Genomic DNA, 25,359 nt, shown 5'->3' with positions numbered 1-25,359 from the left:
ATTGAGGAGAGCCCGCAGGGTTCTTGCAAAAGTTAAGTTTGATGACAAAATTATGAAATTATATGCAATCAAAAGACGAAAAAAATTTTTTTGATTGGCTGGTAGAAATAAGGCGGCGTATTCATGAGTGGCCTGAGTTATCTTACCAGGAACACCGTACCGCCTCTTTAATTTCAGAAGAATTAAATAACCTTGGTATCCCCCACCGCACAGGAGTAGCTAAAACCGGGATTATTGCTGAAATTGGCCATGAAGGTCCTTGTGTAGCCTTAAGAGCCGATATGGACGCCTTGCCCCTTAAGGAAGAAACTGGGCTTCCCTTTGCGTCAAAAGTTCCAGGGGTTATGCATGCCTGTGGCCATGATGGTCACGTAGCCATGCTCCTTGGGGCCGCTCGTCTTCTTAAAGCTGAACCATTGTCAGGAAGGGTTCGCTTTATTTTTCAGCCAGCTGAAGAAAACGGTGCCGGGGCCCTTGAAATGATAAAAGCCGGGGCCCTTAATGGTGTTTCAGCTATTTTTGGTGGTCATATTGACAGACATTTCAAGGTGGGAGAAATAGCCATAAACGAAGGGCTCATTTGTGCTTTTACAGATACTTTTACCATAAATATTGAGGGAAAGGGTGGGCATGCGGCCTGGCCCCATGAAGCCATTGACGCTGTAGTGGTAGGTTCACTTCTGGTAGTGAACATTCAGACCATTATCTCGCGAGAGGTTAACCCTGCTTACCCTTGTGTTATCACTGTGGGAAAGTTTGAAGGAGGCACAGCGCACAATGTAATTGCTGAGCGAGCTTATCTTGAAGGGACTATCCGTTCCACACATCCCGATGTAAGAAAACGCATTATTGATGGTCTTAAACGTATTGCCAGAGGAGTAGGAGACTTGCATCGAGCTCATGTTAAACTAAAGATTAAAGAAGGTTATCCACCGGTGATAAACTCTCCAGAAGAAACAAATATTGCTAGGGAGGCTGCAAAACTTGTGGTGGGATCTGTAGGAGTCTTAAAGCAGCCACACCCAAGCCTTGGCGGGGAAGACTTTTCTTTTTATCTCCAAAAGGTACCAGGCTGTTTTGTAAGGTTTGGTGCTATGAAAAAGGGATTTGAGAAGGCCCCGGCTCACAGTCCCAAGTTTAATTTTGATGAACAGGTTCTCCCTATTGGAGCCAAATTCCTGGCCCAGGTGGCTAAATTGGCCTTAAAAAGGCTTGTGGAGAAAAAAGATTCGTAAAATAATACCTTTTAAAACAAGTAAACCATTAACACTTGGCATTGAGCTAGAACTTCAAGTACTTTCGTCTGAAAAGCGCAAGTTAACACCCAAAGGTCCTCTTCTAATTGAAAGGGCTCCTTCGTGGTTGAAACAATGGCTTAAGCCTGAAGCCTATCAATCCATGCTGGAATTAGTTACTCCTGTTTGCCAATCAATTGAAGAAGCTGAAACTTTTTTGGAAAAGTCTATAAAGACACTAGAAAACTTAGCCGCTCAAGAAAAAGCCTTAATTTTTGCGTCAAGCCTTCACCCAGAAGCTAAGCCCGGAGAACAACCCATATGGGAAGACGAACGTTATAAGCGTATTTTTGAAGAATTAGAGCTGGTAGGAAGACGCTTTATAGCCCAAGGGTTCCATGTTCATATCGGTATGCCCGGAGCCGAAGAGGCGCTAAGGGTCTATAATGCCCTGCGGCCTTATTTACCACTATTTTTGGCCTTAAGCACCTCTTCTCCTTTTTACAGAGGAAGGGCTACGGGATTTCATTCTTACCGTACCAAACTTTTTGAGGTCTTGCCTCTAGCCGGGCTTCCGCGGGGTTTTTCTTCCTGGAAGGAATTTGAAACTGTTATAAATATTTTGACGGAACTAAAAATTGTAGAAGGATTTAGAGATCTTTGGTGGGATATAAGAATTCAGCCAACCCTTGGCACTATAGAAATAAGAGCCTGTGATGTTCCCGGCCGTTTAAAGGATCTTTTGGCTATAGTAACTTTTATACAGGCACTTGCCGCGAAGTTTCTCGATGGAGAAAACCCACCAGGCCTCCCTCAAGAGGCTATTGCCTTTGGTAAATGGCAGGCTGCCCGGCATGGACTTTTCGGCCAGATGGTTGATCCCGTTACTCTTCGCAAGACAAGTTTTGTTGCCATTGCCCATGAACTTTTAGAAGAACTTATCCCTTTGGCTGAAAGGTTAAAGACGACCAAGTATCTTACCCACATTGAGACCATCCTTGAAGAAAAACCTGCTTCTTTTAAAATGCTTGCGCTTTTTGAAAAGGGCGCTAACTTTCCCGAAATCATTTCGGTTATGCAAAAGGAGTTCTGGGAATGAAAGGAGCCATTGCCTGTGGAAACCGTTATACAGCCTTAGCAGCATGTGAGATCTTAAAGGCCGGAGGGAACGCCTTTGATGCCATTTGTGCGGCGGCTTTTGCCTCAGGGGTGACCGAGGCCGGCCTAACAAGCCTCGGCGGAGGTGGCTTTGCTACGGTTTACCAGGCCCAGGATAAAAATATTCTGATTTATGACTTTTTTGTTGATACTCCTGGAAAAGGGCTTAAGCAAAAACCAGAAAACCTTGATTTTAGAACCGTTACTATAAATTTTATTGGTTCTTCACAGGACTTTCACATAGGGCTTGCCTCTGTGGCTGTACCAGGAACTTTAAAAGGACTGGTAAGTTTGCATCAGGATCTTGGTTCCTTACCTTTAAAAGAAGTAGTAGCTCCCGCCGTACGCTTTGCTCGAGAAGGCTTTGAGATAGATTCTTTTCAGGCCTATTGTTTTAAGCTTCTTACACCAATTTTTACCGCTACCGAAGATATGAAAAGTATATTTTTTCCCCAGGGTAGGCCCCCTGAGCCTGGCGAAATCATTAAAAATCCTGCCCTGGCAAACTTTTTAGAAAATTTACCTGAAAGCCTTGAAGAGTTTTATCAGGGTGAGATCGCTCAAAAAATTGCGAACATGATGGCTGAAGAAGGAGGTCTTCTGACCTTGGAAGATCTCAAAAGCTACCAGGTAATCAGGCGCAAACCCCTTGAGTTCGAATTCAAAAAAGGAAAGCTTATCACCAATCCACCACCATCGTTTGGCGGACCTATGGTTAGTTTGTCTCTCAAAATATTTGAAGAACTATTTGAAGGAGGAGATTTCTTAAGCAAAGAACACATAAAAGCCTTGGCTGAAACTTTGATTCTGGTTCACGATTTTAGAGAAAAAATAGTAAAAGAGGATCCTAATCGCGCCATTGAACTGTTAAAACGGCCTCTGGCCACCCGTGGCACCACTCACATGAGCGTAGCTGATAGGGCCGGAAACCTGGCTTCTCTTACCATGACTTTTGGCGAGGCCTCAGGTTTTCTTGCTCCTGGAACAGGCATTGTGCTAAATAACATTATGGGTGAAGATGACCTTCACCCTCGCGGTTTTTTTGCTGATCCGCCAGGACTACGCATATCTTCCATGATGGCCCCAAGTATTTGTTTTCTGGATGGCCGGGGAATAGCCCTTGGAAGTGGCGGAAGTAAACGCATTCGTTCGGCCATCTTTGAGGTTATCGTTAACCTGGCCTATTTTCATTTGTCACCAGAAAAGGCTGTTTCTGACCCGCGATTGCACTATGATGGCGAAGTACTTCAAGTTGAACCGGGCGTATCTGAAGAAATTCTGGCTGAGCTTTCTTGCCCGGTAAACGTCTGGCCAGAAAAAGACTTATATTTTGGTGGAGTTCACTTGGTTGATGACCACTTTGAGGGTGCAGCTGACGAAAGACGGGCTGGTGTTTTTAAGGTAGTTTAATGAAAAGGCCCGGGACACCGGGCCCTGTCTTATTTAACCCAATTCTAAAGTTTTTCTTAAGTTTTTGAGATGTGTTATTACTTTCTTAAGTAAGGGGGTTATCGTTTCTTGTAATACTTTAAAAAGCTCTTCTGAAGATGCCTTTTCATCAATAAGCCTTATATTAATTGTGTCACTAAATAGGCGACAATTGAGTCATTACGAGCGAAGCGAAGCAATCGTAGATAAAAAACTTTAAATTACTCTAGTGATAGATTCATGCTGAACTCATATCTAGATTGTATAGATTAAAATAGATGATAATTTACGCTTAATTTATGAATGGGATGGGTCTTACTTCGTTATTGTACTTTTTCTCTTACCGCTATTTTACTGCAGATAAGCCCTATCTCAAAAAGAAGGTAAAGAGGCACAGCCATTAGAGCCATGTTAAAGGCATCAGGGGTGGGGGTAAGCACTGCGGCCAGAATGGCTATTATCAAAATGGCATGTCGCCTGAACCGCCCTACAGTGTGAGGATTAATTATTCCTGCCTTGCTCAATAACACCATGATAAGAGGAAGCTCAAAAATAGTTCCAAAAGCCAGCAAAAACATACCACAAAAGTTAACAAAATGCCCTACTGAAATAGCGGGTACAATATTTTCTTTCTGGAAGGATAGTAAAAATTTTACGCCGTAAGGTAAGGTAATAAAATAGCAAAAACAGACTCCACCGTAAAAGAGAAACATACCCACCAGAATGAATAGAAAACCTGTACGGCGCCTAAAACCAAAAACTTCACAAAAAACAAGCCAGATAAGCCATAAAATATAGGGAAGCAAAACTAAAATACTGCAAACAATGGCCACCTTTACTAAGGCAAGAAACGGTTCAAACACACCAAAAAAAGCAAGCTCCTGATTTAAGTGGCGCTGTAGAAGAGTAATAATACGAGGCGAAATTATATAGAAACTAACTGTCAACAGTAATAAACTTACCGCTCCGAAAATTAATTTACGGCGCACTTTTTCTAGCGCTGTTAACGCTAGCTTGTAAGGTTCTTCAGGTTGAGTGGCAGTCATCTATAGTTAATACTCACGAATGTAATTTATGGCGTTTTTGAAAATAGTAGTTCCCAAAGGGTCTTTTATTTTTTCACGACGCCAGCGAGGGTGATTGGTTTCGTGGTTGTATGCCTCTGGATGGGGCATCAGCCCAAAAATACGGCCGGTTTCGTCGCAAATACCAGCAATGCCTAAAATTGAGCCGTTGGGGTTAAAAGGGTATTCCATGGTTGGATCACCAGTTTCTGGATGAATATATTGGCATACTATTTGGTTCTGGGCTTTAAGCCTTTTGAGAACTTCGTCATCTTTTACAATGAATTTCCCTTCCCCATGTCTTATGGGTAAAAACATTTCTTTTAAACCTTTGGTAAAAACACAAGGTGAGGCCTGATTAATGATTAGTTTAACCCAGCGATCTTCAAAACGGCCAGAATCGTTGTAGGTAAGACTTGCAAGCCTCTGAGTGTAGTCTCCGTCAAAACCAGGTAAGAGCCCTAGCTTAACTAGCAGCTGAAAACCATTACAAATACCTATGATGAGGCCGCCTTTTTCTATAAGGTTGAAGATTTGGTCAAGAAGGCGTTCCTCTTGGCCTTTTACTCTGGCATAACGAAAGCGGTGCGCTCCAGCCTTAGCGGCCCCGAGGTGGTCTCCATCGAGAAAACCACCAGGAAGGCAAAGGAGATGATAATCATTAAGGCGCTTCTCTCCGTAAATAAGTTCACTTAGGTGAACAATATCTACTGTGTCTGCACCGGCCTCACGACACACATGGGCTGTTTCTCTCTCGCAATTAGTACCGTAACCGGCTGTAACAATGACTTTAACTTTCTTTTGAGCCATAAAAGCCTCCCGGTTTTCTTCGCTTTTCTTTTTAACACGCTCTCAAGAGGGAAGCAAAACCCTTTTGAGTTTAGGGACAGGCGAATACAGATGCAACGTAGATTAAACAAACATAGGGACAGGCGAAAAATTTTTGAAATGATCAATTTCTCAAGCATTCTTCTCAAGCACTCTTAGGAAATTTGTCATTATTAGGTAGCAGATGGGATTTCTGATAAGATTTTTAGTTTATACCAGGGTAGAAAATGAAGCTTGTAGGTCAAAATAGTCTTTTCTCACTATAAAACCGGTGAAATCTTTAAATTTAGAATATTTGGCATAAAAATCTGCTTTTAGTTGTTTTCAAAGGGAGTATATTTCGTCACATATGAATTTTTTTTGCTTTTTAGTGAAAAGTTTCTTTAAGTCGTTTTTCGTTTCATCTATAAAATGTTTTGAACCAATTAACAAACTTTCTGTGAAATGACGTAGTCGATAAGTAAATCTTTTTGCTTTGTCAAAATTGTCTGGCTCACCTATTTCGCCTTTTCCATACACAAAATTTCTATATAGATCAAATTGTTCTCTTTCGGACTTGTTGGTATAAGCGGAAAGACCGAGGTTAAGCGACAAGAAAGTCTTGTCTGGCCCTGATCTTGTCCTGTAACCAAGTGAGCACCAGCGGTAATCCTCTGGCTTTTCTACAATCCCTGCCCTAACAGGGTTTAGTTCTATGTAAGCCAGGCAGTTGAGCAGAGCTTCACCGGTTTCGATGATTACGGATTTAAACCTGTCCGCCCAGAAGTAACCTTTTCGTTCATGTCGTTTGTTATACCAGCGAGAGAAGCGCTGCTTTATGTCCTGGACATAGCGAGAAAGGCTCGCTAACTTGTCACGCCACTTGGTGATTAACTCCTCGTAAAAGAATACTTTGCGTTTATCCTGATAATAAAGTTTGATGCGACTTTTTACCTCTTCGTCGGAGAATTGTTCTTCAGAAAGCATACGGCAAAGGAGATGAAAATGATTGCCCATAATAGCGAAGCCGTAAACTTCGACGAAATAGACTTGTGACAACCAGCGGATAAGATTTAGCAGGTGATCTTTTTCTTCCTCTCCTAAAACCTCGTAGCCAGGTAAAGCCGTGCGCGAGATTATATGATAAGCCGCTTTAGGGCTGTTGATAAGTAAGCGGGGGATTCTAGGCATGCCAAACCTCCTAAAAATGTTTCGCCCGTCCCTCTTATCCTTTTTCGGTCTAGATTATGAAGAACTTAAAAATTTCGCCTGTCCCTTTCTTGTAACGTTTTTTTCTCTCGGATATAGTTTTTGACATGACTGAATCTCTCAAAGTTTGGTGGTTTAAACTTACCTCGCACGCCTGGCTTGGCCCTCTCGCCATAATTTTTACTTATCTTGTTATTGCCAAAATAGTTGACTTGACCTTTAAAAAAGTTCTAAGACGCCTAGTTAAAAGAACCTCTTTTTCCACTGATGATGAACTTTTGCAGTTCTTTCACTGGCCGGTAGTCCTAAACGTTGTCCTCCTTGGCCCGCTTCACGCTATTTATGAAATAAATCCTGGTGGCCGAATAGAGTTTATCGCCACAAACCTCATAAAGAGCATAATCGTCTTAATCTGGATGATTACGGCCTTTCGCCTTGTCCGCTGGATAACTAAGCGTAAAAGTTACTTTGCCGAGCGTTTCGGCCACCTTGGGGCGGACATGCTTATTCTTCTTAAAAACGTCGCCTACGTAATCATTTTTCTAACTGGAACTCTAGTCCTTCTAAGCCTCTGGCAAATTAACATCACGCCGCTTCTGGCCTCGGCAGGTATTGTGGGTGTGGCGGTGGCTCTTGCCGCTCGCGAAACCTTGGCCAATTTCTTTGGCGGGATATCTCTTTTTCTAGACCGCACTTACAAAGTCGGGGACTACATTATTCTTGATTCTGGTGAGCGTGGCGAGGTCGTAGATGTAGGTATTCGCTCAACCCGAATTCGCACAAGAGACGACATTATTATTACCATCCCCAACTCCATCATGGCGAATTCCAAAATAATTAACGAAAGTGCCCCTGAACCCCGCTTCCGCCTAAGGCTTCCGGTAGGCGTGGCCTATGGTTCTGACCTTGAAAAGGTAGAAAAGGTTTTGCTTGACCTGGTAAAAGACGCCCCTTATGTGGAAAAATTCCCTGAACCACGGATACGGTATCGTAATTTCGGTGACTCTTCTATTGATCTTGAGCTTCTCTGCTGGGTAGATCACCCCCGACACAAAGGCCCGGCCACCCACGCGTTGATAAAACGCATACATGAGCGCTTTGCTGAGGAAGGCATCACTATTCCCTTTCCGCAAAGAGATGTCCACCTATACCCTGCTGAAAAAGCCGATGACCAAAACTGATGCGTTATCTCGTATTCGTTTACGGCACGCTTAAAAAAGGCTTTAGACTCCATCGTTATCTTAAAGACGCCAAATTTCTGGGAAAAGCCTGTCTTTCTGGCTACGACATGTATGACCTTGGCTGGTATCCGGGAATAGTGCCAGGCCCGGGCACAGTTTACGGTGAAGTTTATGAAATAGACCTGAAAACCCTTTTCATTCTTGACGAAGTGGAAGACGAAGGCCAGGAATACGAACGAAAAATACTTCCCGTAAAATTAGAAGACGGAAAAGTTGTTCACGCCTTTGTTTACGTTTACAAAGGCCCTGTCAAAGACAAACCCAAAGTAAAGGACGGCCTGTGGCTAAAGAAGTAAATTTCCTGCTAAGCCCTTCAGGAGAGATCGGCACCAAAAAGCCCGGCACCAAGAAGGCCTTTTTAGAAGCCTGGCGCAAAACCCTTGAGGCCCGTCTCAAAAAACTGGGCTTTTCTACGGCCATAGAAGACTTTTACGGGCGTCTTTTGGTAAAAGGCAAGCCCGAGCTAGAGAAGGCCCTTGTTTCGCATGTGGGGACAGGCAAAATTTTTCGCTTTTATCAAATACAACCTGACTTTGACTTCAAAGCTCTTTTGCCCGACCGTCCCTTTACTTACGAAGTTTACGTCAAGGCCAAAGACCATGCCCGGCGCGAAAAGGCCCTGGCTCTTAAAAAAGAACTCCTGCAAATACTTGCTGAGGAAGCGCAGTTGCGACTTTCCCGCTGGGACAATCACCCACCAGAGCATATTTACTGGCTTATAGAAGCCCGTGACCATGAGCTCTTTCTTCTGACCAATCCCCAAAAAGGCCCTGGCGGTTTACCGATGGGGACAGGCGAAAAAATTCTCGTGCTTTTTTCAGGCGGGCCTGACTCTCTCCTTTCTACTTTTCTTCTTTCAAGGCGAGGGCAAAAAATAACCCTGCTCTTTTTTGACGACGAAGAAGCCAGAAGACACGATCTGGTAACCCAAGCTACCAGGGCTCTCGCTTATTTTTCTTCCGATTTAAGCCTTTCCTTCTACACCCTCAATTACCGCCCCTTTCTTGAAGAGTTGGCCAAAAAGGCCCCTAAAAGAAAAACCTGTCTTTTCTGCAAGAGTCTCATGCTTCTTCTCGCCGAAAAAATAGCCCAAAAAGAAGGCTTTCTTGCCCTGGCTACAGGAGACCTTTTAGGTGAGCAGGCCAGCCAAACCCTTCCTGCCCTTTCGTTAATTTCTTCTTTGCCCCGAATTCCAGTTTTGCGGCCGGTAATTGGTTTTACCAAAGAGGAAGTTTACGAAAAACTGGCCCAGTTCGGCCTAGAAGATATAGCACAAAAGGCCTTGCCACCCTGCCCTTTTGCGCCCACACATCCGCGCACCACAGGCAAATTTTCGCCACGGGAAGAAAAATTTTTACACCTTTTGGCCCGAAAATCAGTTATCCTTAAAAAAGAAAAAATTTTCTGGGAGAGCCCTTATGAAGATAGAAGTAGCCCAAAAACTGGTTAAATTCACCTGGGGAGATGACATCCACCGCCAGGTCCACTACCCCGAAGAGGACCTTTATCTTGAGGTTTTTGCCGGAAATACTTGCGTTTTTTCCCGCAAGGTCAATTTTTTGAACCAAACCGAAGAACTTCTTGCCCCGGGTGATTACCAGGCGAGGTTCTTGCGCAAAAAAAGGCCTCTCTTAAAAATGCTCTCACCCTTTCACTACACGCCAAAAGTGGTTTTTGTCTCCGAAAACGAAAGGCGCCACCACCTTACCATCACTGAGATTGACTGGGAAAACATAAGAAGAGACCTTGAGCTTGGCCTTGGCCACCGTTTTGGCGAAGAGACTTCCCTTTATTTACGTATTCTTCGTTATGAAGATCCGGCCACTAACTTTCCCGAAGAAGAATGGCAAAGAGCTGATTTTAAAGACTATTTTCTTATTTTTGGGGCTTTAAAAGGTGTGGAACTCCACGTTTGTGAAAAAGAAACCCAAAAGAGCCTCAAGAAAGTCTTAAGCCTTGAACTTTTGCCTCCAGAAACCATTAGTATTCTTGAAGAAACGCCTTTTTCCGTGCCTGAAGTGACAGGCCTTTTTCTCACCCGCCAGGTCATTGAGCCTGATCAGGTAAATCTCAAAGCCTACTGGGAATTCCCCGATAAGTTCTGGAAGGAGCTAGAAAAACAGGAACTTTCTCCCCGCAAACTAACCTGGGAAGACACAGACATTTTACTTGAAGTGTTTTACCGCCCACCTGACGATGAAAAATGGGCCATTTTTCGCCCGGAAGAAAGACGCCATATCGGCGTGGCTAAAGACTGGATAATCAACGCCGTGCCAGACGGCCATTTTTATCAGGCCAGGCTGGTGCTCTATGACCGCAAGAAAAACTTGCGCCTAAAAGAGATAGCCGCCTCCCCTGAATTCTTTATCCCGCGTAAAAGAGAAAAGATTGTGCTCCTGCCTATTGATGAAAGGCGTCTTTTCACCTACTGGCATCTTGACCAGGCTGAACTGTCCCAAAAGCTTGGCCGCTTTGCTGCGGGCCAAAATGTAACTGCTTACATAAAGGTCTATCACGACTTTTTCGGCAAGCTTTACCACCACCCCGACAAAGACGTTGCCGTTGATTTATCAATGGCTGATAACTGGTATCTCTGGGTAGAGCCGGACAAGGCCTATCGGGTGCAACTCATCGCGGTAAGGGAAGACGGAAAAGTCCTCGAATTAACTGAACCGTCAAATATAGCCCACACGGCCCGCCTGGCACCAGGGGACGCGCCGGTATCCTACGCCACCCACGAGCTTTCTATTGAACACCCTACGATAAGGCCTATTGAATCACGCATGGGCACGGCTGAGCACTCAATCGGTTACTTGATACTTCACCTCCATGCCCATCTTCCCTACATCAGGCGACGCATTGTCTATGGAGCTGCAGGTATCTGGCAACCCCTGGGCTTTCCAGAAGAATGGTTTCACGAAGCCCTGGTTGACACTTACATTCCCCTGGTCAAAGTCTTTGAAGATCTGGTAAACGAAGGCGTTGACTTTAAGCTTTCCATGGACATCTCCCCTACCCTTACTAATATGATGCGCTGCCCGCTGCTTCAGGAAGAATTCCTGAAATACCTCGAGGGCCTGATTAATCTCGCCCGGGCGGAAATAGAAAGGGTACGCCGAGAAGCCCCGGCCTTTGAGGCCGCAGCCTGGATGCACTTGAGACGCTTTGAAGAAAGCCGCGAAATATTCCTGCGTTACGATAAAGACTTAACCCGGGCTTTTAAGCGCTTTCAGGATCTCGGCAAGCTTGAAATATCAACCTGCGCCGCCACCCACGGATTTTTGCCCTTTTACACCATGTATCCAGAGGCGGTTAGGGCCCAGATAGAGACTGCGGTGCGAGATTACGAAGCTGTCTTTGGGCGCAGGCCCATAGGTATCTGGCTTCCTGAGTGTGCCTATGTGCCGGGAATTGAAAAGTACCTTGAAGAATACGACCTGCGTTACTTTTTCTCTGAGACGCACACGGTTTTAAATGGTGATAGCCCATCAGAATTTGGCGTCCACGCCCCGGTATTTGTGCGAGGTTCAAAAGTGGCGGTTTTCGGCCGAGACCCGGAAACCGGCAAACAGGTCTGGAGTGCTGACGAAGGCTACCCCGGAGACCCGGATTACCTTGACTTTCACATAAAAGGCGGGCCTTTCAGATATTGCCGCATAACTAACCGCTATTCCCTACAAAAAGAGCCTTACAATCCGGACTGGGCCCGCGAAAAGGCTGCCCGTCATGCCCAGCACTTCATGGAAGGACGAAACTTCCGTTTTGAATACATAAGGGGCTGGTTCTGGAAAAAACCGCTTTCCGTGGCTACTTATGACGCTGAGCTTTTTGGCCACCACTGGTTTGAAGGGCCCCTTTTCATCTATTTTCTGCTAAAAAAACTTTACTACGACCAGAACCAGACCGAACTTATCACTCCCGCAGATTATCTGCACCGCTACCCCACCAATCAGGAGATACTTCCGCCGCCTTCTTCTTGGGGAGACAAGGGCACTTTTGACAAATGGATGTACGGCTCGGTCTCCTGGATGTATCGCCATATACACGAAGCCATAGAGGCTTTGAATGAGTCAGCCAAAAAGGCTGAGCCTCGCGAGGCCAAGCTTTCGCAAATTCTCACTCAAGCCGGGCGGGAAGTGCTCTGGGCCATGAACAGTGACCTTGGTTTTGTTATCTCTAACGGGCATTTTGTGGACAAGATGAAAGAATTTTTCTTTGAGGCCCTGGAACGCTTCTGGATCCTCTACGACATGGCGGAGAAGATGCTCGCCGGAAAAGAAATAAACGAAAGGCTCCTTCGCGAGATAATGTTTACCAGGCCCATTTTCCCAGAGCATTTCTGGAAGGTCTGGCGCAAGAGCTAGTTTTCATCATAGCGAAGCAGTCCTTGTCACAAGTGTTAGGGAAGGGATCCCTGAGATTGCTTCGCTCCGCTCGCAGTAACCCGATGGCTAATATCCGTTAGCCGATGGCTGGTGGTAAATAACTCTCACTTCTATTTATGAGAAGGCTCGTATTGCCGACGAAGTGGCCCAACCGGGTCATTACGAGGAGGTTCGTTAGGACCGACGAAGTAATCTCTGAGACTGCTTCGCCTATCCCGAGCGCCAGCGAAGGGATCTCCCTTCGGCTCCTCGCAGTGACAGGATGTTAGATGGCTGCTCGCACTCGCAGAGACGGAATACCGATTAGATGTGGGTTAGATGTGGGGACAGGCGAAATTCCCATTTCGTCACTGCGAGGCCCCGTTAGGGGCCGAAGCAGTCTAAAAGACTACTAACAGCTAACAGCTAACAACCATCTACCAATCCACCTAATCTTGTAAGTTGGGTGTAAGTTGGGGACAGGCGAAAATTCTCGCAAAAGCAAAAATTGATCTATGTCAAAGCTTCCTTAGCCATTTTTTTGTTTACATAAAAAGAAAACCTGGCTCGCAAGGTTGGGGACAGGCAAAAACAACTACGAGCCAAACCCACAAAAGGAGTCTAAAATGGCCAAAATACTCAGAAAAATAATTGAGATAGACGAAGAACTCTGTGACGGCTGTGGCCAGTGCGTGCCGGCCTGTGAGGAAGGGGCTATCCAGATAATTGACGGCAAGGCCCGTCTCGTAGCGGAAAAGTACTGCGATGGCCTAGGTGCCTGCCTGGGTGATTGCCCAAAAGGCGCTATAAAAATTGTAGAGCGTGAGGCTGAAGCCTTTGACGAAGAGGCCGTCAAAGAATACCTGGCCCAAAAACAAAAGCCTCAGGAAGAAAAGCTTCCCTGCGGTTGCCCGGGCAGCCACTTAAAGATTCTTAGCCCGGTAGCCGGGGCAAAACAGAAAGGCGAAACTCCTTCAGCCCTTAGCAACTGGCCCATTCAAATCAAGCTCGTCCCTCCGCACGCCCCGTTTTTAAAAGACGCCCATCTCCTCGTGGCTGCAGATTGCGTGGGCTTCAGCTACCCGGCTTTTCACCAGAATATACTCCCGGGTAAAATTCTTATGGTTGGTTGCCCCAAGTTTGACGATGCGCAGGAATACGTAGAAAAGTTTGCCCAGATTTTTAGGTCTCAGCCTATAAAGGAGCTCACGCTGGCCATTATGGAGGTTCCCTGTTGCCATTCCCTGATGGGCATTATCAATAAGGCCTGTGAGCTGGCCGGAAAGAAAATAAACTATCGGGTAATAATAGTGTCAGCCGACGGGAAAATAGTTGAAGAAAAGGAGTTTAGCTCATGATGTGGGAGCCAGAGGCCGAAGCCCTGCTCAAACGCGTTCCCTTTTTCGTGAGGAAGAAAGTCAAAAAGAAGGTGGAAGAATTTGCCAGAGAGCGTGGTGAGGCTACGGTTAGTAATGAGGTTATGCTGGCGGCCCGTGAAGCCCTGAGAGACAAAGCTTCCCAGGCAGAGAAGGCCTTTTCCGTTGAGGGCTGTTTTGGTCTTTCAAGTTGCCCGAACGCCGTTACTTCTTCTGAAGAACTCTTAAACCGCCTGGAAAAGATACTTGAAGAGAAAAATCTCACCTCGTTTTTGAAGCAAAAGATAAAAGGCCCTTTGAAGCACCATCACCAATTCAGGGTGAGCCTCGCCGAGTGCCCAAACGCCTGTTCTCAGGTGCAGATAAAAGACTTTGCCCTCATCGGCCAGGCAATTTTGGGCCTTTCCCCTGAAAATTGCAACTTTTGCGGAGAATGTGAGGTTATTTGCGAAGAAAGAGCCATAAAAGTCTCGGCCTCTGGCCCGGAAATAGACGATGAGAAGTGCCTTAATTGCGGAGCCTGTGCCCGGGTTTGTGAAACCGGGGCCATCTTTGTCAAGGAAAAGGGATATCGCCTTCTCATTGGCGGGAAACTCGGCCGTCATCCGCAGCTAGCCCAGGAAATTAAGGCCTTTGCCAGCGAAAAAGAAGCTTTAGAAATCTTTAGTAAAGTGCTAGACTTTTACCAAAGGCATTGTAAAGAAGGCGAAAGGCTCGGAGCAATTATTGCGCGGCTTGGCTTTACGCAAGCCCGAAAGGAAATTTTAGGATAACGAGATGAAATGTCCCGGCCAGGACACCAGATACTGGAAAGAAGACGCTATCTTTGAGGTAAAATGCCCTGATTGTGGCGAGGTGGTTGAGTTTTTTAAAGACGACACCGCGCGCCCCTGCCCGGGCTGCGGGAAGCGGCTGCCAAACCCCCGCCTTGATTTTGGCTGTGCGGCTTATTGCCCTTACGCTGAACAGTGCCTGGGTAGCCTGCCCCCAGAGCTTCTTGAAAAGCAGAAAGGAGTGTTTAAAGACCGCATAGAAACCGAAGTCCTAAACCGTTTAAAAGGGCAAGATGAAGCTATAAAACGCCTGAAAGCCAGGCTTAAGTTTGCCGAGCAAATTGCCCTGGAAGAAGGGGCTAATCTCCCGGTGGTGCTCGCTTCAGCCTGTTTAATTGACCTAAAAGACGAGGCCGAAAACATATTAAAAGCCCTTAAAGTTCCCTCTAATTTTGCTAAAGAAATATTAGCTATTATTGAAGGAAAAGATTGTCTTGAAAATGAAGTAATAAACGATGCCGTTTCATTAGAAAATAAGCCCTATGCCCTTCACTTAAAAACCAAAACTGGCCAGAGATTAGGAAAAAGATTTTAAATTATGCCCTTTATTTTTGCCGCTAACCACGGAGAAACGGCTGTAGCGGCTAAAACTACTGTAAATAAATCTCCCTTTTTAAGGTTGAACACCTGCATAACATCCTTCCAAGGTTTTCCGGTAATATAATGTCCAAAAATAAATTCAAATAAAAGTGTTAAAATTAGCCATAAAAATCCGATCATAAAAATCCGATGAGGATATATATTTTGGGGTCTAGCGAGCCAATAGTGGAATAAAAATAAATGAAACCACAAAGACCAACATCGCCAAAGAAATTCCACTTATGGGCAGCGCCAAGTCTGAACCAAGCAAAGGAGTTAAAACTTTCTCTCGGAATATGCCATTTACAATCGCAATAAGAACAATAACTAACCATATCCCAGCTGCTTTTAGTATTATTCCGGTCATTAAATGCCTACTTTTTGTCCTAATGGGCTACAAAATTATATTATCCCGCCGCGTAGAAGGTGGCTAAGAGTCCATACTACGGGCAATAATACTTTTTGTATAACTCCGGTAAATATGAGTAAAAGTAGGATAAAAAAACCATACGGCTCAAGACGGCTATATTTATAGGCCAGTTCTCTTGGTAAAAGCCCCATAAGTATTTTACTGCCGTCAAGAGGGGGCACAGGAAGGAGATTAAAGACTCCAAGCCCTATGTTTAATTGAATGCCTAGTCCTAACATGAGCAAAAGGGGTTTGCCAAAAAAAACGACAGCCTCTTTGCCCAAAAGAGATAAAGGCCAGATAATCACATCAAAAAAACGCAAGAGAATGGCAAAAAGAACAGCTAGTAAAAAATTGGCACAGGGTCCAGCTAGTGCCACCAGCATCATATCTCGTCTGGGATCAGAAAAGTTTCTGGGATCTACTGGTACAGGCCTTGCCCAACCAATAGCCTGGGTTATGATGAAGGCCAGGGTGCCAAAAAGGTCGAGATGCTTTACAGGGTTAAGGGTTAAACGGCCGGCCATTTTGGCCGTAGGGTCTCCTAGTTTGTAAGCTATCCATCCGTGAGCTACTTCGTGCACAGTTACTGCCGCTAAAAGAGGTACGGCCATTATTATCAATATCCGGAAATCAGGAAGAAAATCCATCACCAAGCTCCTTTTTTAAAAAAATCTCTTCTTCACCATCTTTTATTTGGCCATCAAGCTTGGCAGCCCTTAATCTTTTTAACATCTCTCCCAAAAGGGGGCCGCTTTTAAAACCAAGTTTTTTTAAATCTTCTCCGCTTAAACCCGGCTTAACTTTAAAATAATTTTTAAAACATCTTAAAAGAAAATCCTCTTCTAAAAAAGAAGCCGCCGCGCACAAAATTACCTTTGGAAATTTTTCTAAGAAAAAGACCTTTTCACTCAAAGAGACCCTTGAGTCAAAAAACCAGGATCTTTTCTCCGCCAAAATTTTTAATTGCTTCTGATAGTTTTCAAATTTTTGAGGAGAAAGTTCAAGCTTAGCAAATTCCTCTGGAGTTCCTGCGTAGAGTAAAGCCAGGAGTTCAAGTTTTTCGCGAATATCTAGCCCAGCTTTTTCAGCTAAGTAAAGTGATGATTTAATTTCGTTTTCTTCTAAGGTTAAAGAAAAAAGTTGATGTAATACTTTATGTTTTTGTAAAAAGAGTAAAGGGGCTACCGGGTCTCTTTCTTCAAGAATCCTTAAAAATTCATTACGAAGACGAGCTGGAGTTAAAAGGTTAAGCACCTCAAGTTTTAAAGCCAGTTCCAGGGCTCTAATAGTGGTCCCGGTTAACTCCAGATTAAAACGGGTAGTGTAACGAGCGGCCCTAAAAATCCTGGTAGGGTCCTCAACAAAGCTTAGCACGTGAAAGACCCGAAGTTTTCGGGCAAAAATATCCGCAAGCCCCCCGTACAAATCAATAATTAAGCTGTTTTCAGGATAAAGGGCCAGGGCATTAATAGTAAAGTCTCGCCGCCAGAGGTCTTGCCGCAAAGGGCCAGGAGCCACTTTGGGTAGCTTTGCTGGTGCCTCGTAATACTCCCAGCGTGCCTGAGCAACATCAAAAACATAATCGCCTGCCTCAATCTTAAAAGTGCCGAATAAAGATTTCTTTACAATTTTGCCGCGAAGCGCCCTGGCAAGATTTTTCGCAAATTCTTCAGCTTTTTCCGTAACCACAAGGTCAATATCAAAACATGGCTGACCAATAACTAAGTCTCTAACCACTCCCCCTACCAAATAGACTGAAATATCAAGAGCAGTGGCTGTTTCGTTTATTATATCGGCCAAAGTCTTAAGGTCGCCTTCAATTTCAACGACCATTTTTTCAAAATGATTTTCAAAAATGGGGCTTTCCCCCAGGGTTATAAGGGATTGGGGAACATTATTTTTCAAAAGCAAAAAGGCTCCCAGGGGATTTTTTAAAAACTCAAGCTCTGGGAGATATTCGCCTACAGGAATCTCTTCCAATATGTCTGATAGGCTGACCTGAAGATTATATCTTTTGGCGTTTGTTAAAGTTCTGCGGCTAAGAACACCGACATAATTTCCTTTTTCAAGCACAATAAGAAGGTCTTCCCCTGAAAGAGAAAAGAGATTTAAGGCCTCATCAATTGAGGCAGATCTTTCAATGGTTAAGGGTGGGCCGAGACTAGCCGCGGGGATGATATTTTTCATGGACTTTGCGCAAAGTTTCCGCCTGGACGTGGGTATAAATCTGGGTGGTAGCCAAACTGGCGTGGCCAAGCAACATCTGAACCGTTCTCAAATCCGCCCCTCTTTCTAGAAGATGCGTAGCAAAAGAATGCCTCAAGCTATGCGGCGTAATATCCTTAGGGTTTAGACCGGCCTTTAAGGCGTACGTCTTAATAATCTGCCAGAAGCGCTGGCGCGTAAGCGGGCGCCCTCTTTTATTTAAAAAAACGTGCGCTTCGTCAAAGCGTTTACCAAGAAGTTTAGGACGCGCTTCTTTTAAATATTTACTGACAAATTCTTTGGCTACTTCACCTATAGGCACCAAACGCTCCTTATTCCCCTTCCCCATTACCCTTACAAAACCAATTTCTAAATTCAAGTCAAAAAGCTTCAAAGTAACCATCTCTGAGACTCGGAGCCCTGAAGCGTAAAGAATTTCTAGCATGGCTCGATCTCTTAAGCCAAGAGGGGTGGAAATATCCGGAGCTTCAAGGAGTTTTTCTACTTCTCTGGCAGAGAGCACCACCGGAAGTTTTCTAGAAAGCCTGGGGCCTTCAACCAGAGTAAGGGGGTTTTCGGAAAAATCGTGTTCAAGCACCAAGTACTTGAAAAAGCCCCGCAAGGCCGAAAGCCTTCTCGCTACGGTTTCAGGTGAAATACCCCTTTCTCTCTGTTTGGCCAGGTAAAGCAAAATGTGTGGCGCTTTAACCTCCGCCAGGCTTTTTAAACCCCTTTCTTCCATAAAAGAAAAAAAGTCGTTTAAATCTGAAGCGTAGGCTTCTACCGTTTTAGAAGAATAGCCTTTTTCAACGGCTAGCACCGAAAGATAGAGATCAAGCAAATGGGTGTCCATTAAGCCCTCAACTCATCAAGGAGAGCCATGGCCTCTTCTTGAATCTTTTCAGATTTGGCCGTTATGGAAAGAACGCGCACTTTGCTCAAAAAGCCTTGTTTTTCTACAGGTCCTTTGGAGGGATAAAGCCCTTTTAAAGCCTTCATGGCCTCACAGACGATTTCGGCGTCTTTGTGATCAAGAAGCAAAATAAGAGTGCCCCAGTCTTCAGGGATACCATATTCTTTGACATAGTCTCTTACCGCTTTATTAAAGCGGTTGGTACCGTAGCTCTTATGTATGCGAGAAAGGGCCTTGTCATGCTCTGGAGTTCCCTTTTTACCGGCAAAGAGCTTTTCCACTTCTTTAAGATAACGTTCTTTCACCCACTTGTCTTTTAAAGCAGACTCAAGAGCTGTTTCGTCTCTACGGTTTCTAGTGTGCGCACTCCGATCACGCATCTTGTCTATCTCTCGCCAGGATGGTTTTTCCCTTTCATCGTCAAAAGTCATAAAATCACCTCCTTTTTATTTAGCACAGGGTTGGAAATAAAAATCTATTTCTGGTAAAACCAGAGCCGTAAGTTCTCCTCCATAAACACAGCCTGTGTCAATACCAATTTTATTGGGTGTTAAAAAGGGTTGCCTGAAAGGTGTATGGGCAAAAACAATTCTTTTCCCCCAGTCATAGTCTGAATAAATGAATTCCTCGCGAATGAAGAGAAGATCTTTATAGCTTTGTTTTTCAATGGATTTACCAGGCTTTAAACCTGCGTGCACAAAGATGTAACGTTCTGTTTCCCAGTATAAAGGAAGCCCTGCCAGAAAGTCAATATATTCTTCAGGCACGTCTAATACGCCTTCTTCACTGGTAAACTGGGCCAGGGTTACGTCGCCACCGTTAGCCAGGTAAGTTTCGCGCCAAGTGCCTTCAAGATAGCGTAAAAACATCCATTCATGGTTTCCCATGAGAGGAATGACTTTATCTCCAAAGGATTCTTTTAGTTCCATAACCATTTCTAGCACTCCCCTAGGGTCTGGCCCGCGGTCTATATAGTCACCCAGTAAGACCAGGTAATCCTCTCCTAAGCGAATGGGAATTTTGGCCAGCAGCTCTTCAAAGGCGTAAAGGCAACCGTGAATGTCTCCTATCGCGTAAATATTGGCCATATCAGAAACTTAGCCAGAGGAGCTTCCTTTCCGCACGCTGGTCAAGGCGCGTAAGCCCTACCTCTCTGGCGTAACGCAGGGCCTCTTCGTATTCTTCCGGGGTGAGGCGACGGTCTAGAGGAGGATACTTCCAGGCATCACCACAGGGATAATATTGGTCCATGATGTTTACGTAAGTATTGAGAGAAATTTCCTCAGCAATAAACTTTAAGACTTCCTTAGTACCTGAAAGACCACCGGGAAGAACCAGGTGACGCACCAAAAGTCCTCTCCTGGCTATAAATTCATCATCAAGCTCAAGATCTCCCACCTGTCGGTGCATTTCTTTAAGGGCAGCTCTGGCTACTTGCGGATATCGCGGCACTTTGGAAAGCTTAAGCGCAATATCTTCGTCCCAATACTTAAAATCCGGCATGTATATGTCTATAATGCCGTCAAGAATTTTTAAGGTTTCGACTTTTTCGTAACCACCACAGTTGTAAACAAGAGGTACTCTTAAACCCTTTTCTACAGCTATAACTAAGGCCTCTACGATAAAAGTGATCTGATGGGTGGGAGTAACGAAGTTAATATTATGGCAGCCTCTAGCCTGAAGAGCAAGCATCATACGAGCAAGCTCTTCAGCAGTTGTTTCCTCACCAGCACCCAGATGACTTATCTCCCAGTTTTGGCAGTAAACACAGGCCATGTTGCAATAAGTAAAGAATATAGTTCCTGAACCCCCATAACCCACCAGGGGTTGTTCCTCACCAAAGTGCGGACCGTAGCTTGAAACAATCGGTTTATCAAATACGCGGCAAAAACCCTTTTCACTTTTCAGGCGATTAACTCCACATTCATGCGGACATAGGTCACAAGAGGAAAGTTTCTCTCGTAAGATTTTGGCTCTTTTTTCTAATTCGCCCTTTTGATGTAGCTTCAAGTAAGCTGGCTCAAATGTATTATTTTTCATGGCCCTGAGGAGATAGATCCTCTATCTTTATCTTACCTGGTCACCCTACCCCGTCATAAAAAAATAGAATTTTCTTTTCTACATCTATTTGTTTGGGAGTAAGTGGTTTTGGCTTGAAGCTATTTAAAAATATTAGCATTTCTTGGCGAGAAGGAAGCCCTTCCAAGCTCTCAGAAATACATTTTTTGGTAATAGTATCAATGATGGAAAAATCTTCTCCATTTGTTTGGACACAAAAGGGTGGTTGAGCATCAGGCGAAATAAGCCTCGCTGCAGCGATGGTTCCTCTTTCACGGCTTACCACCGAACCTTCATTAATCCTGATAACAATAGCTGGTTTTTCAGCAACATTTACCAAAAGATCTATCATGGTGTAAAGACGCTTTTGCCCGACTTCAATAACTAGGGGAACTAATTCTTTTATCTCTTCGGGTAAATATCCTTTTTTTTCAACTAAAAAATTACGTATGGCCTTTCTTTCAGCCTTAAAGGCATCATCTTGAATCTCACAAGTAGTTTCCGCACAATTACAAGTAATCATCATTATTTTGGTTTTTCAAATTAGCTTTCACTTTCAAAATTTTTACGTTTTCTTCGTCAATAAATTCAAGTATTTCAAATTCTGAAACAATAATACTTTCTTTCAATGATTTAATTATTTTGTAAAACAAATTTTATCTCCTCATATTTACGCTTCCACTCTTGATATGCTTTTTCATAACCCTCCCATAGGATAAAATCGTCCCACCATTCAAAATTTTCTTCTTCTATTTCTATCTTTTGTCTAAACTTTTCTAAAGTGGTTCCATATTTTTTTTCAAACTGTTTACATTTTGATCGATAAAACTCAAGTTTACTAAGAGCCTTATCTAACAAAAAAAATAATATTTCTTTATCTTTAAGATCTTTAACCGCTGTTTTAGGAACTTTGATGGTCATATTTTCTAGTTGCATAATCTCACCTCAAAAAACTAATTAAAACTTATCTGGAGCTTAAGTGGTACATAACCCAATATATCTTTTAGAGTGCGCGCAAGCTCTGGCCGAGGATCAAGTTTAAAAGAACCGTTTAAGTCAACCAGCACTTCGCCTTCGCTGAATTTTAGTTTGATATCAACTGGTAGCCGCCCCTGGGTTTCTTTTAGTATATCATAAATGGCCTTCAATTGAGAAATATCTGTTTCCTCACCATTTAACACCAGAGCCATTCGTCCACTAACTACCTCTTGAGCTTTATTTAATGGTACTAACTTTTCCGCTACTATTTTGGCGCCACGGTCATCTTTTTCAAACCGGCCTAACACGAACACCAGCCCCTTTTCTTCGATAAGTTCTTCACAATCCCGCAAAAGATCAGGAAAAACTATCACTTCAATAGTTTCGTAGCCATCTTCTATTTTTAGAATGGCCATACGGTCGCCTCGGCGGGTATTCTTAACCTTGGCCTCAGAAATAGCTCCTCCTACGCCTACTTTGGTTGGGGATTTGAGTTTGATAAGCGAAGACACGGTATAAGGTGTTAGGAGAGAAAGCCACTCGCGATAGGGCTCAAGTGGATGCCCGCTAAAGTAAAAACCAAGAGCTTCTCTTTCGTATTTTAATTTGACGTTAATAGGCCATTCTTCTTTATTTGGAATTTCAAAAGTTTGAGTGTTATCTTTTTCTCCATTAGTGCTTGCAAAATCAAAAATAGATTTCTGGCCTTGTTCCTTGGCCCTTTTACGAGCTTGAGCCCAGTCAATCATTTCAGGAAGCACGTCAAAAAGGGCTGCTCGTGAATAGCCTAGAGAATCAAAGGCCCCGGCCTTAATTAAAGCTTCCATAACTCGACGATTTACCTTTTTTAAATCAACCCTGAGACAAAAATCCTCAAAAGATTTAAAAGGGCCTTCCTGACGGGCCTTAATTATTTCCTCAATGGCTCCTTCACCAACATTTTTAACCGCTCCCAGGCCAAAACGAACTTTTTCGTCTTTGATGGAAAAACCCACTTCGCTTTCGTTAATATCAGGCGGAAGGACCTCTATCCCCATGTGCTTACAAACCGAAACATATTTGACTATTTGGTCAGTGTTCCCCATTTCGTAGGAAAGAAGGGCGGTCATATAACAAATGGGGTAATGGGCCTTGAGATAAGCGGTCTGATAAGCCACCAAGGCATAAGCCGCCGAGTGACTTTTGTTAAAACCGTAACCGGCAAACTTTTCCATAAGGTCAAATATGTACTCAGCTTTGTCTTTAGGAATCCCCCGCTCAGTAGCTCCTTTGATAAAACGTTCTTTCTGAGCAGCCATCACCTCTGGCTTTTTTTTGCCCATGGCTCGTCTAAGAATATCCGCTTCACCAAGGCTATAACCAGCCAGTACCTGAGCGATTTTCATCACCTGCTCTTGGTAAACGATAACTCCATAAGTTTCTTTCAATATTGGTTCAAGCTGGGGCAATGGATACTCGACTTCTATTTCTCCGTGCTTGGCCTTGACGTATTGATCCACCATGCCTGACTCTAATGGCCCTGGACGATAAAGAGCCAGAATGGCAATTAAGTCATTAAACTCAGAAGGTCTCATGCGAACCAAAAGTTCTTTCATTCCTGCAGATTCTAGCTGGAACACTCCGTCGGTCTCCCCGCGTCTTAAAAGCTCGTAAGTTTTTTCATCATCTAGAGGTAAGCGAGAAAGATCTATCTCAGCGCCGTAATGTTCTTTGGCCAAGCGCAATGCGTGATCAATGATGGTAAGGGTCTTTAAACCTAAAAAGTCAAATTTGATAAGCCCTACTTTTTCTACAGCTTTCATGTCAAACTGGGTGACAATTTCGTTTTCATCACCTTTCATTAGTGGGCAGTAATTTGTAAGCGGGGCATCAGCAATGACTACTCCTGCCGCGTGCGTAGAAGAATGCCTTGGAAGACCTTCAAGGGCCTGGGCAATGGCCATTAATTCACGCACTTTAGGATCTTTTTCTATAAGTTCTTTTAAGCGTGGCTCAGCAGCTATGGCCTGCTCAAGCGTAATTCCCACGGTTTCAGGGATTAGTTTGGCAATTTTATCTACCTGGGGATAAGGCATCCCTAACGCGCGGCCTACATCTCTTACCACGGCCTTGGCCTTCATCTGACCAAAAGTGGCAATTTGAGCCACAAACTCTTCACCACCATATCTTTCGCGCACGTAACGGATAACTTCCTCTCTACGACGCATGCAAAAGTCAACGTCTATATCAGGAAGGCTTGCTCGCTCTGCATTGAGAAAACGTTCAAAGAGAAGGCCGTAGCGAATGGGATCAAGCTCAGTGATTCCCATAGCGTAAGCTACTAAAGACCCGGCAGCAGAGCCTCGTCCTGGCCCTACAGGGATACCCTTTTTCTTAGCCCAGGCGATAAAATCGGCCACAACTAGGAAGTAGCTGGCAAAACCTTTTTCTTTTATAATTTCTAGCTCAAGTTCAAGCCTTTCTCGATATTCTTTTTCGGAAGCGGCTAGACCCGGCCATTCTTTAAGCTTGGCCAGGCGATCTTCAAAACCGGCACGGGCCTTTTCTTCAAAGACTTCTTCATATGTTCTGCCTTGGGGTAAGGGATAGCGCGGAAAATGATGTTTACCTAACTCCAGTTCAAGATGGCACTCCTCAGCAATACGAAGCGTATTTTCAATAGCCTCTGGACACCAGGAGAAACGTTCTTTCATCTCTTCAGGGGAAGCGAAATAGAGTTTGTCTGTTGAAAAACGCATGCGGTTTTCGTCGGTCACCAGCTTATTCGTTTGGATACAAAGTAGTACGTCATGAACACGGGCATCTTCTTCTTTGAGATAATGACAGTCATTAGTAGCCACTAGAGGAAGACCTAGCTCTTTAGCAAGCTCTGCCAAAGCTTCGTTAACTTGCTTTTGCTCAGGCATATCATTTTCTTGCAGTTCAAGATAAAAGCGGCCAGGAAAGATAGCGGCATATTCTTTAGCTAGCCTGCGGGCCTCGTCCATGTTGCCGCGTAAAGCCGCAGAGGCCACCTCTCCGTGGAGACAGGCTGAAAGGGCAATTAGTCCTTCGCTGTATTTACGCAAAAGTTCCTTGTCAACACGTGGTTTCCAGTAAAAACCTTCAAAATTGGCCAAGGTAATGAGTTTTAAAAGATTGCGATAGCCGGTCTCGTTCTGGCAGAGAACTACCAGGTGATAGCCAGCTTCATGAGCACTTTTGGCCTTGCGTTCAAACCGTGAACCAGGAGCTACATAGAGTTCACAGCCTAAAATGGGCTTTATCCCAAATTCTTTGGCCTTCTCGTAAAAGTGAATAAGACCAAATAAATTGCCGTGATCCGTTATAGCTACTGCCTGGTATCCATATTCCTGCGCTTTAGGAAAAAGATCTTTTAAGCGGATAGCACCATCTAAGAGGCTCCACTCAGTATGTAGATGAAGATGCACGAAGTCAGACATCTATATTTCTCCTTGACTGGTTATTATTTCAAATTTATTTTTATTCGATAAAATTT

24 protein-coding genes are annotated in these 25,359 nt (G+C 44.2%); 10 read left to right on the top strand and 14 right to left on the bottom strand.

The window, feature by feature from the left end; genetic code table 11:
- The first annotated feature begins 62 nt into the window (after positions 1-62).
- Genes THEIN_RS10485 through THEIN_RS10475 form a run of 3 tightly spaced genes read left to right on the top strand, consistent with a single transcriptional unit; the run spans position 63 to position 3,803 of the window.
- Entirely contained in the window at positions 63-1,235 is a 1,173-nt protein-coding gene (locus tag THEIN_RS10485) for a M20 metallopeptidase family protein (protein ID WP_013908643.1), read from the top strand.
- Positions 1,213-2,334 (top strand): carboxylate-amine ligase, encoded by a 1,122-nt coding sequence (locus THEIN_RS10480; RefSeq protein WP_013908642.1) that lies wholly within the window; start codon positions 1,213-1,215, stop codon positions 2,332-2,334. The genes THEIN_RS10485 and THEIN_RS10480 overlap by 23 nt, the downstream gene beginning before the upstream one ends.
- Complete coding sequence (locus THEIN_RS10475) at positions 2,331-3,803, top strand: gamma-glutamyltransferase family protein (protein ID WP_013908641.1); 1,473 nt, start codon at positions 2,331-2,333, stop codon at positions 3,801-3,803. The genes THEIN_RS10480 and THEIN_RS10475 overlap by 4 nt, the downstream gene beginning before the upstream one ends.
- A 341-nt stretch (positions 3,804-4,144) precedes the next feature.
- Here THEIN_RS10475 and tatC read toward each other — a convergent pair whose 3' ends face one another.
- The 3 genes from tatC to THEIN_RS11810 all read right to left on the bottom strand — a co-directional run bounded on the left by tatC (position 4,145) and on the right by THEIN_RS11810 (position 6,883).
- Positions 4,145-4,867, bottom strand: a complete 723-nt coding sequence (gene tatC, locus THEIN_RS10470) for a twin-arginine translocase subunit TatC (protein ID WP_013908640.1) — start codon at positions 4,865-4,867, stop codon at positions 4,145-4,147.
- A gap of 6 nt (positions 4,868-4,873) precedes the next feature.
- The gene (locus tag THEIN_RS10465; RefSeq protein ID WP_013908639.1) at positions 4,874-5,695 is read right to left on the bottom strand and encodes a phosphoribosylformylglycinamidine synthase subunit PurQ; all 822 of its coding nucleotides are present in this window, start codon (positions 5,693-5,695) and stop codon (positions 4,874-4,876) included.
- 342 nt (positions 5,696-6,037) lie between these two features.
- Positions 6,038-6,883, bottom strand: a complete 846-nt coding sequence (locus THEIN_RS11810; protein WP_013908638.1) for a transposase — start codon at positions 6,881-6,883, stop codon at positions 6,038-6,040.
- 125 nt (positions 6,884-7,008) lie between these two features.
- Here THEIN_RS11810 and THEIN_RS10455 point away from each other — a divergent pair, with 125 nt between their 5' ends.
- The 7 genes from THEIN_RS10455 to THEIN_RS10425 all read left to right on the top strand — a co-directional run bounded on the left by THEIN_RS10455 (position 7,009) and on the right by THEIN_RS10425 (position 15,250).
- On the top strand, positions 7,009-8,082 hold the full coding sequence (locus tag THEIN_RS10455; RefSeq protein WP_013908637.1) for a mechanosensitive ion channel family protein: 1,074 nt from the start codon (positions 7,009-7,011) through the stop codon (positions 8,080-8,082).
- Complete coding sequence (locus THEIN_RS10450) at positions 8,082-8,438, top strand: gamma-glutamylcyclotransferase family protein (RefSeq protein ID WP_013908636.1); 357 nt, start codon at positions 8,082-8,084, stop codon at positions 8,436-8,438. Before THEIN_RS10455 ends, THEIN_RS10450 begins: the two co-directional genes overlap by 1 nt.
- The gene (locus THEIN_RS10445) at positions 8,423-9,592 is read left to right on the top strand and encodes a tRNA sulfurtransferase (protein ID WP_013908635.1); all 1,170 of its coding nucleotides are present in this window, start codon (positions 8,423-8,425) and stop codon (positions 9,590-9,592) included. The genes THEIN_RS10450 and THEIN_RS10445 overlap by 16 nt, the downstream gene beginning before the upstream one ends.
- Positions 9,561-12,506 carry a 1,4-alpha-glucan branching protein domain-containing protein gene (locus THEIN_RS11805; RefSeq protein WP_013908634.1) on the top strand — a complete coding sequence of 982 codons (2,946 nt, stop codon included), beginning with the start codon at positions 9,561-9,563 and terminating at the stop codon, positions 12,504-12,506. The genes THEIN_RS10445 and THEIN_RS11805 overlap by 32 nt, the downstream gene beginning before the upstream one ends.
- Positions 12,507-13,132: 626 nt before the next feature.
- A complete protein-coding gene (locus THEIN_RS10435; RefSeq protein WP_013908633.1) occupies positions 13,133-13,864 on the top strand; it encodes an ATP-binding protein in 732 nt (243 codons plus the stop codon).
- Complete coding sequence (locus tag THEIN_RS10430; protein ID WP_013908632.1) at positions 13,861-14,655, top strand: 4Fe-4S binding protein; 795 nt, start codon at positions 13,861-13,863, stop codon at positions 14,653-14,655. Before THEIN_RS10435 ends, THEIN_RS10430 begins: the two co-directional genes overlap by 4 nt.
- Positions 14,656-14,659: 4 nt before the next feature.
- The gene (locus tag THEIN_RS10425) at positions 14,660-15,250 is read left to right on the top strand and encodes an FmdB family zinc ribbon protein (RefSeq protein WP_013908631.1); all 591 of its coding nucleotides are present in this window, start codon (positions 14,660-14,662) and stop codon (positions 15,248-15,250) included.
- Here the strand turns inward: THEIN_RS10425 and THEIN_RS11800 are convergent.
- The 11 genes from THEIN_RS11800 to dnaE all read right to left on the bottom strand — a co-directional run bounded on the left by THEIN_RS11800 (position 15,247) and on the right by dnaE (position 25,303).
- Complete coding sequence (locus THEIN_RS11800; protein WP_052299073.1) at positions 15,247-15,435, bottom strand: hypothetical protein; 189 nt, start codon at positions 15,433-15,435, stop codon at positions 15,247-15,249. The genes THEIN_RS10425 and THEIN_RS11800 overlap by 4 nt on opposite strands.
- Positions 15,436-15,466: 31 nt before the next feature.
- A complete protein-coding gene (locus tag THEIN_RS11795) occupies positions 15,467-15,661 on the bottom strand; it encodes a hypothetical protein (RefSeq protein WP_052299072.1) in 195 nt (64 codons plus the stop codon).
- A gap of 35 nt (positions 15,662-15,696) precedes the next feature.
- Positions 15,697-16,353 (bottom strand): site-2 protease family protein, encoded by a 657-nt coding sequence (locus THEIN_RS10415; protein WP_013908630.1) that lies wholly within the window; start codon positions 16,351-16,353, stop codon positions 15,697-15,699.
- On the bottom strand, positions 16,337-17,893 hold the full coding sequence (locus tag THEIN_RS10410; RefSeq protein WP_013908629.1) for a polynucleotide adenylyltransferase region: 1,557 nt from the start codon (positions 17,891-17,893) through the stop codon (positions 16,337-16,339). Before THEIN_RS10410 ends, THEIN_RS10415 begins: the two co-directional genes overlap by 17 nt.
- A complete protein-coding gene (gene xerD, locus THEIN_RS10405; RefSeq protein ID WP_013908628.1) occupies positions 17,868-18,764 on the bottom strand; it encodes a site-specific tyrosine recombinase XerD in 897 nt (298 codons plus the stop codon). Before xerD ends, THEIN_RS10410 begins: the two co-directional genes overlap by 26 nt.
- Entirely contained in the window at positions 18,764-19,255 is a 492-nt protein-coding gene (locus tag THEIN_RS10400; protein ID WP_013908627.1) for a hypothetical protein, read from the bottom strand. The genes xerD and THEIN_RS10400 overlap by 1 nt, the downstream gene beginning before the upstream one ends.
- A 15-nt stretch (positions 19,256-19,270) precedes the next feature.
- On the bottom strand, positions 19,271-19,912 hold the full coding sequence (locus THEIN_RS10395) for a metallophosphoesterase family protein (RefSeq protein WP_013908626.1): 642 nt from the start codon (positions 19,910-19,912) through the stop codon (positions 19,271-19,273).
- Between the two features lies 1 nt (position 19,913).
- Positions 19,914-20,864: a radical SAM protein gene (locus THEIN_RS10390; protein WP_013908625.1), complete on the bottom strand. Its 951-nt coding sequence runs from the start codon at positions 20,862-20,864 to the stop codon at positions 19,914-19,916.
- 40 nt (positions 20,865-20,904) lie between these two features.
- Entirely contained in the window at positions 20,905-21,408 is a 504-nt protein-coding gene (locus THEIN_RS10385) for a type I restriction enzyme HsdR N-terminal domain-containing protein (protein WP_013908624.1), read from the bottom strand.
- Between the two features lie 107 nt (positions 21,409-21,515).
- The gene (locus tag THEIN_RS10380; protein WP_013908622.1) at positions 21,516-21,818 is read right to left on the bottom strand and encodes a hypothetical protein; all 303 of its coding nucleotides are present in this window, start codon (positions 21,816-21,818) and stop codon (positions 21,516-21,518) included.
- A 17-nt stretch (positions 21,819-21,835) separates the two neighbouring features.
- Entirely contained in the window at positions 21,836-25,303 is a 3,468-nt protein-coding gene (gene dnaE, locus THEIN_RS10375) for a DNA polymerase III subunit alpha (RefSeq protein ID WP_013908621.1), read from the bottom strand.
- Between the last annotated feature and the right edge of the window lie 56 nt (positions 25,304-25,359).

The organism is Thermodesulfatator indicus DSM 15286 (assembly GCF_000217795.1).
GTDB classification, from domain to species: Bacteria; Desulfobacterota; Thermodesulfobacteria; order Thermodesulfobacteriales; family Thermodesulfatatoraceae; genus Thermodesulfatator; species Thermodesulfatator indicus.
Note: the sequence above shows the minus strand (reverse complement) of the source record. Positions and strands in the feature narration are given on the sequence as shown.

Bases quoted from the DNA above. Each gene is read 5' to 3' on its own strand.
- tatC (WP_013908640.1), bottom strand. From the start codon at position 4,867: ATGACTGCCACTCAACCTGAAGAACCTTACAAGCTAGCGTTAACAGCG.
- THEIN_RS11810 (WP_013908638.1), bottom strand. From the start codon at position 6,883: ATGCCTAGAATCCCCCGCTTACTTATCAACAGCCCTAAAGCGGCTTAT.
- THEIN_RS10430 (WP_013908632.1), top strand. From the start codon at position 13,861: ATGATGTGGGAGCCAGAGGCCGAAGCCCTGCTCAAACGCGTTCCCTTT.
- THEIN_RS10410 (WP_013908629.1), bottom strand. From the start codon at position 17,893: ATGAAAAATATCATCCCCGCGGCTAGTCTCGGCCCACCCTTAACCATT.
- THEIN_RS10465 (WP_013908639.1), bottom strand. From the start codon at position 5,695: ATGGCTCAAAAGAAAGTTAAAGTCATTGTTACAGCCGGTTACGGTACT.
- THEIN_RS11800 (WP_052299073.1), bottom strand. From the start codon at position 15,435: ATGATCGGATTTTTATGGCTAATTTTAACACTTTTATTTGAATTTATT.
- THEIN_RS10475 (WP_013908641.1), top strand. From the start codon at position 2,331: ATGAAAGGAGCCATTGCCTGTGGAAACCGTTATACAGCCTTAGCAGCA.
- xerD (WP_013908628.1), bottom strand. From the start codon at position 18,764: ATGGACACCCATTTGCTTGATCTCTATCTTTCGGTGCTAGCCGTTGAA.
- THEIN_RS10415 (WP_013908630.1), bottom strand. From the start codon at position 16,353: ATGGATTTTCTTCCTGATTTCCGGATATTGATAATAATGGCCGTACCT.
- THEIN_RS10455 (WP_013908637.1), top strand. From the start codon at position 7,009: ATGACTGAATCTCTCAAAGTTTGGTGGTTTAAACTTACCTCGCACGCC.
- THEIN_RS11805 (WP_013908634.1), top strand. From the start codon at position 9,561: ATGAAGATAGAAGTAGCCCAAAAACTGGTTAAATTCACCTGGGGAGAT.
- THEIN_RS10485 (WP_013908643.1), top strand. From the start codon at position 63: ATGCAATCAAAAGACGAAAAAAATTTTTTTGATTGGCTGGTAGAAATA.
- THEIN_RS10435 (WP_013908633.1), top strand. From the start codon at position 13,133: ATGGCCAAAATACTCAGAAAAATAATTGAGATAGACGAAGAACTCTGT.
- THEIN_RS10400 (WP_013908627.1), bottom strand. From the start codon at position 19,255: ATGACTTTTGACGATGAAAGGGAAAAACCATCCTGGCGAGAGATAGAC.
- THEIN_RS10395 (WP_013908626.1), bottom strand. From the start codon at position 19,912: ATGGCCAATATTTACGCGATAGGAGACATTCACGGTTGCCTTTACGCC.
- THEIN_RS10390 (WP_013908625.1), bottom strand. From the start codon at position 20,864: ATGAAAAATAATACATTTGAGCCAGCTTACTTGAAGCTACATCAAAAG.
- THEIN_RS10450 (WP_013908636.1), top strand. From the start codon at position 8,082: ATGCGTTATCTCGTATTCGTTTACGGCACGCTTAAAAAAGGCTTTAGA.
- THEIN_RS11795 (WP_052299072.1), bottom strand. From the start codon at position 15,661: ATGACCGGAATAATACTAAAAGCAGCTGGGATATGGTTAGTTATTGTT.
- THEIN_RS10425 (WP_013908631.1), top strand. From the start codon at position 14,660: ATGAAATGTCCCGGCCAGGACACCAGATACTGGAAAGAAGACGCTATC.
- THEIN_RS10380 (WP_013908622.1), bottom strand. From the start codon at position 21,818: ATGCAACTAGAAAATATGACCATCAAAGTTCCTAAAACAGCGGTTAAA.
- THEIN_RS10385 (WP_013908624.1), bottom strand. From the start codon at position 21,408: ATGATGATTACTTGTAATTGTGCGGAAACTACTTGTGAGATTCAAGAT.
- dnaE (WP_013908621.1), bottom strand. From the start codon at position 25,303: ATGTCTGACTTCGTGCATCTTCATCTACATACTGAGTGGAGCCTCTTA.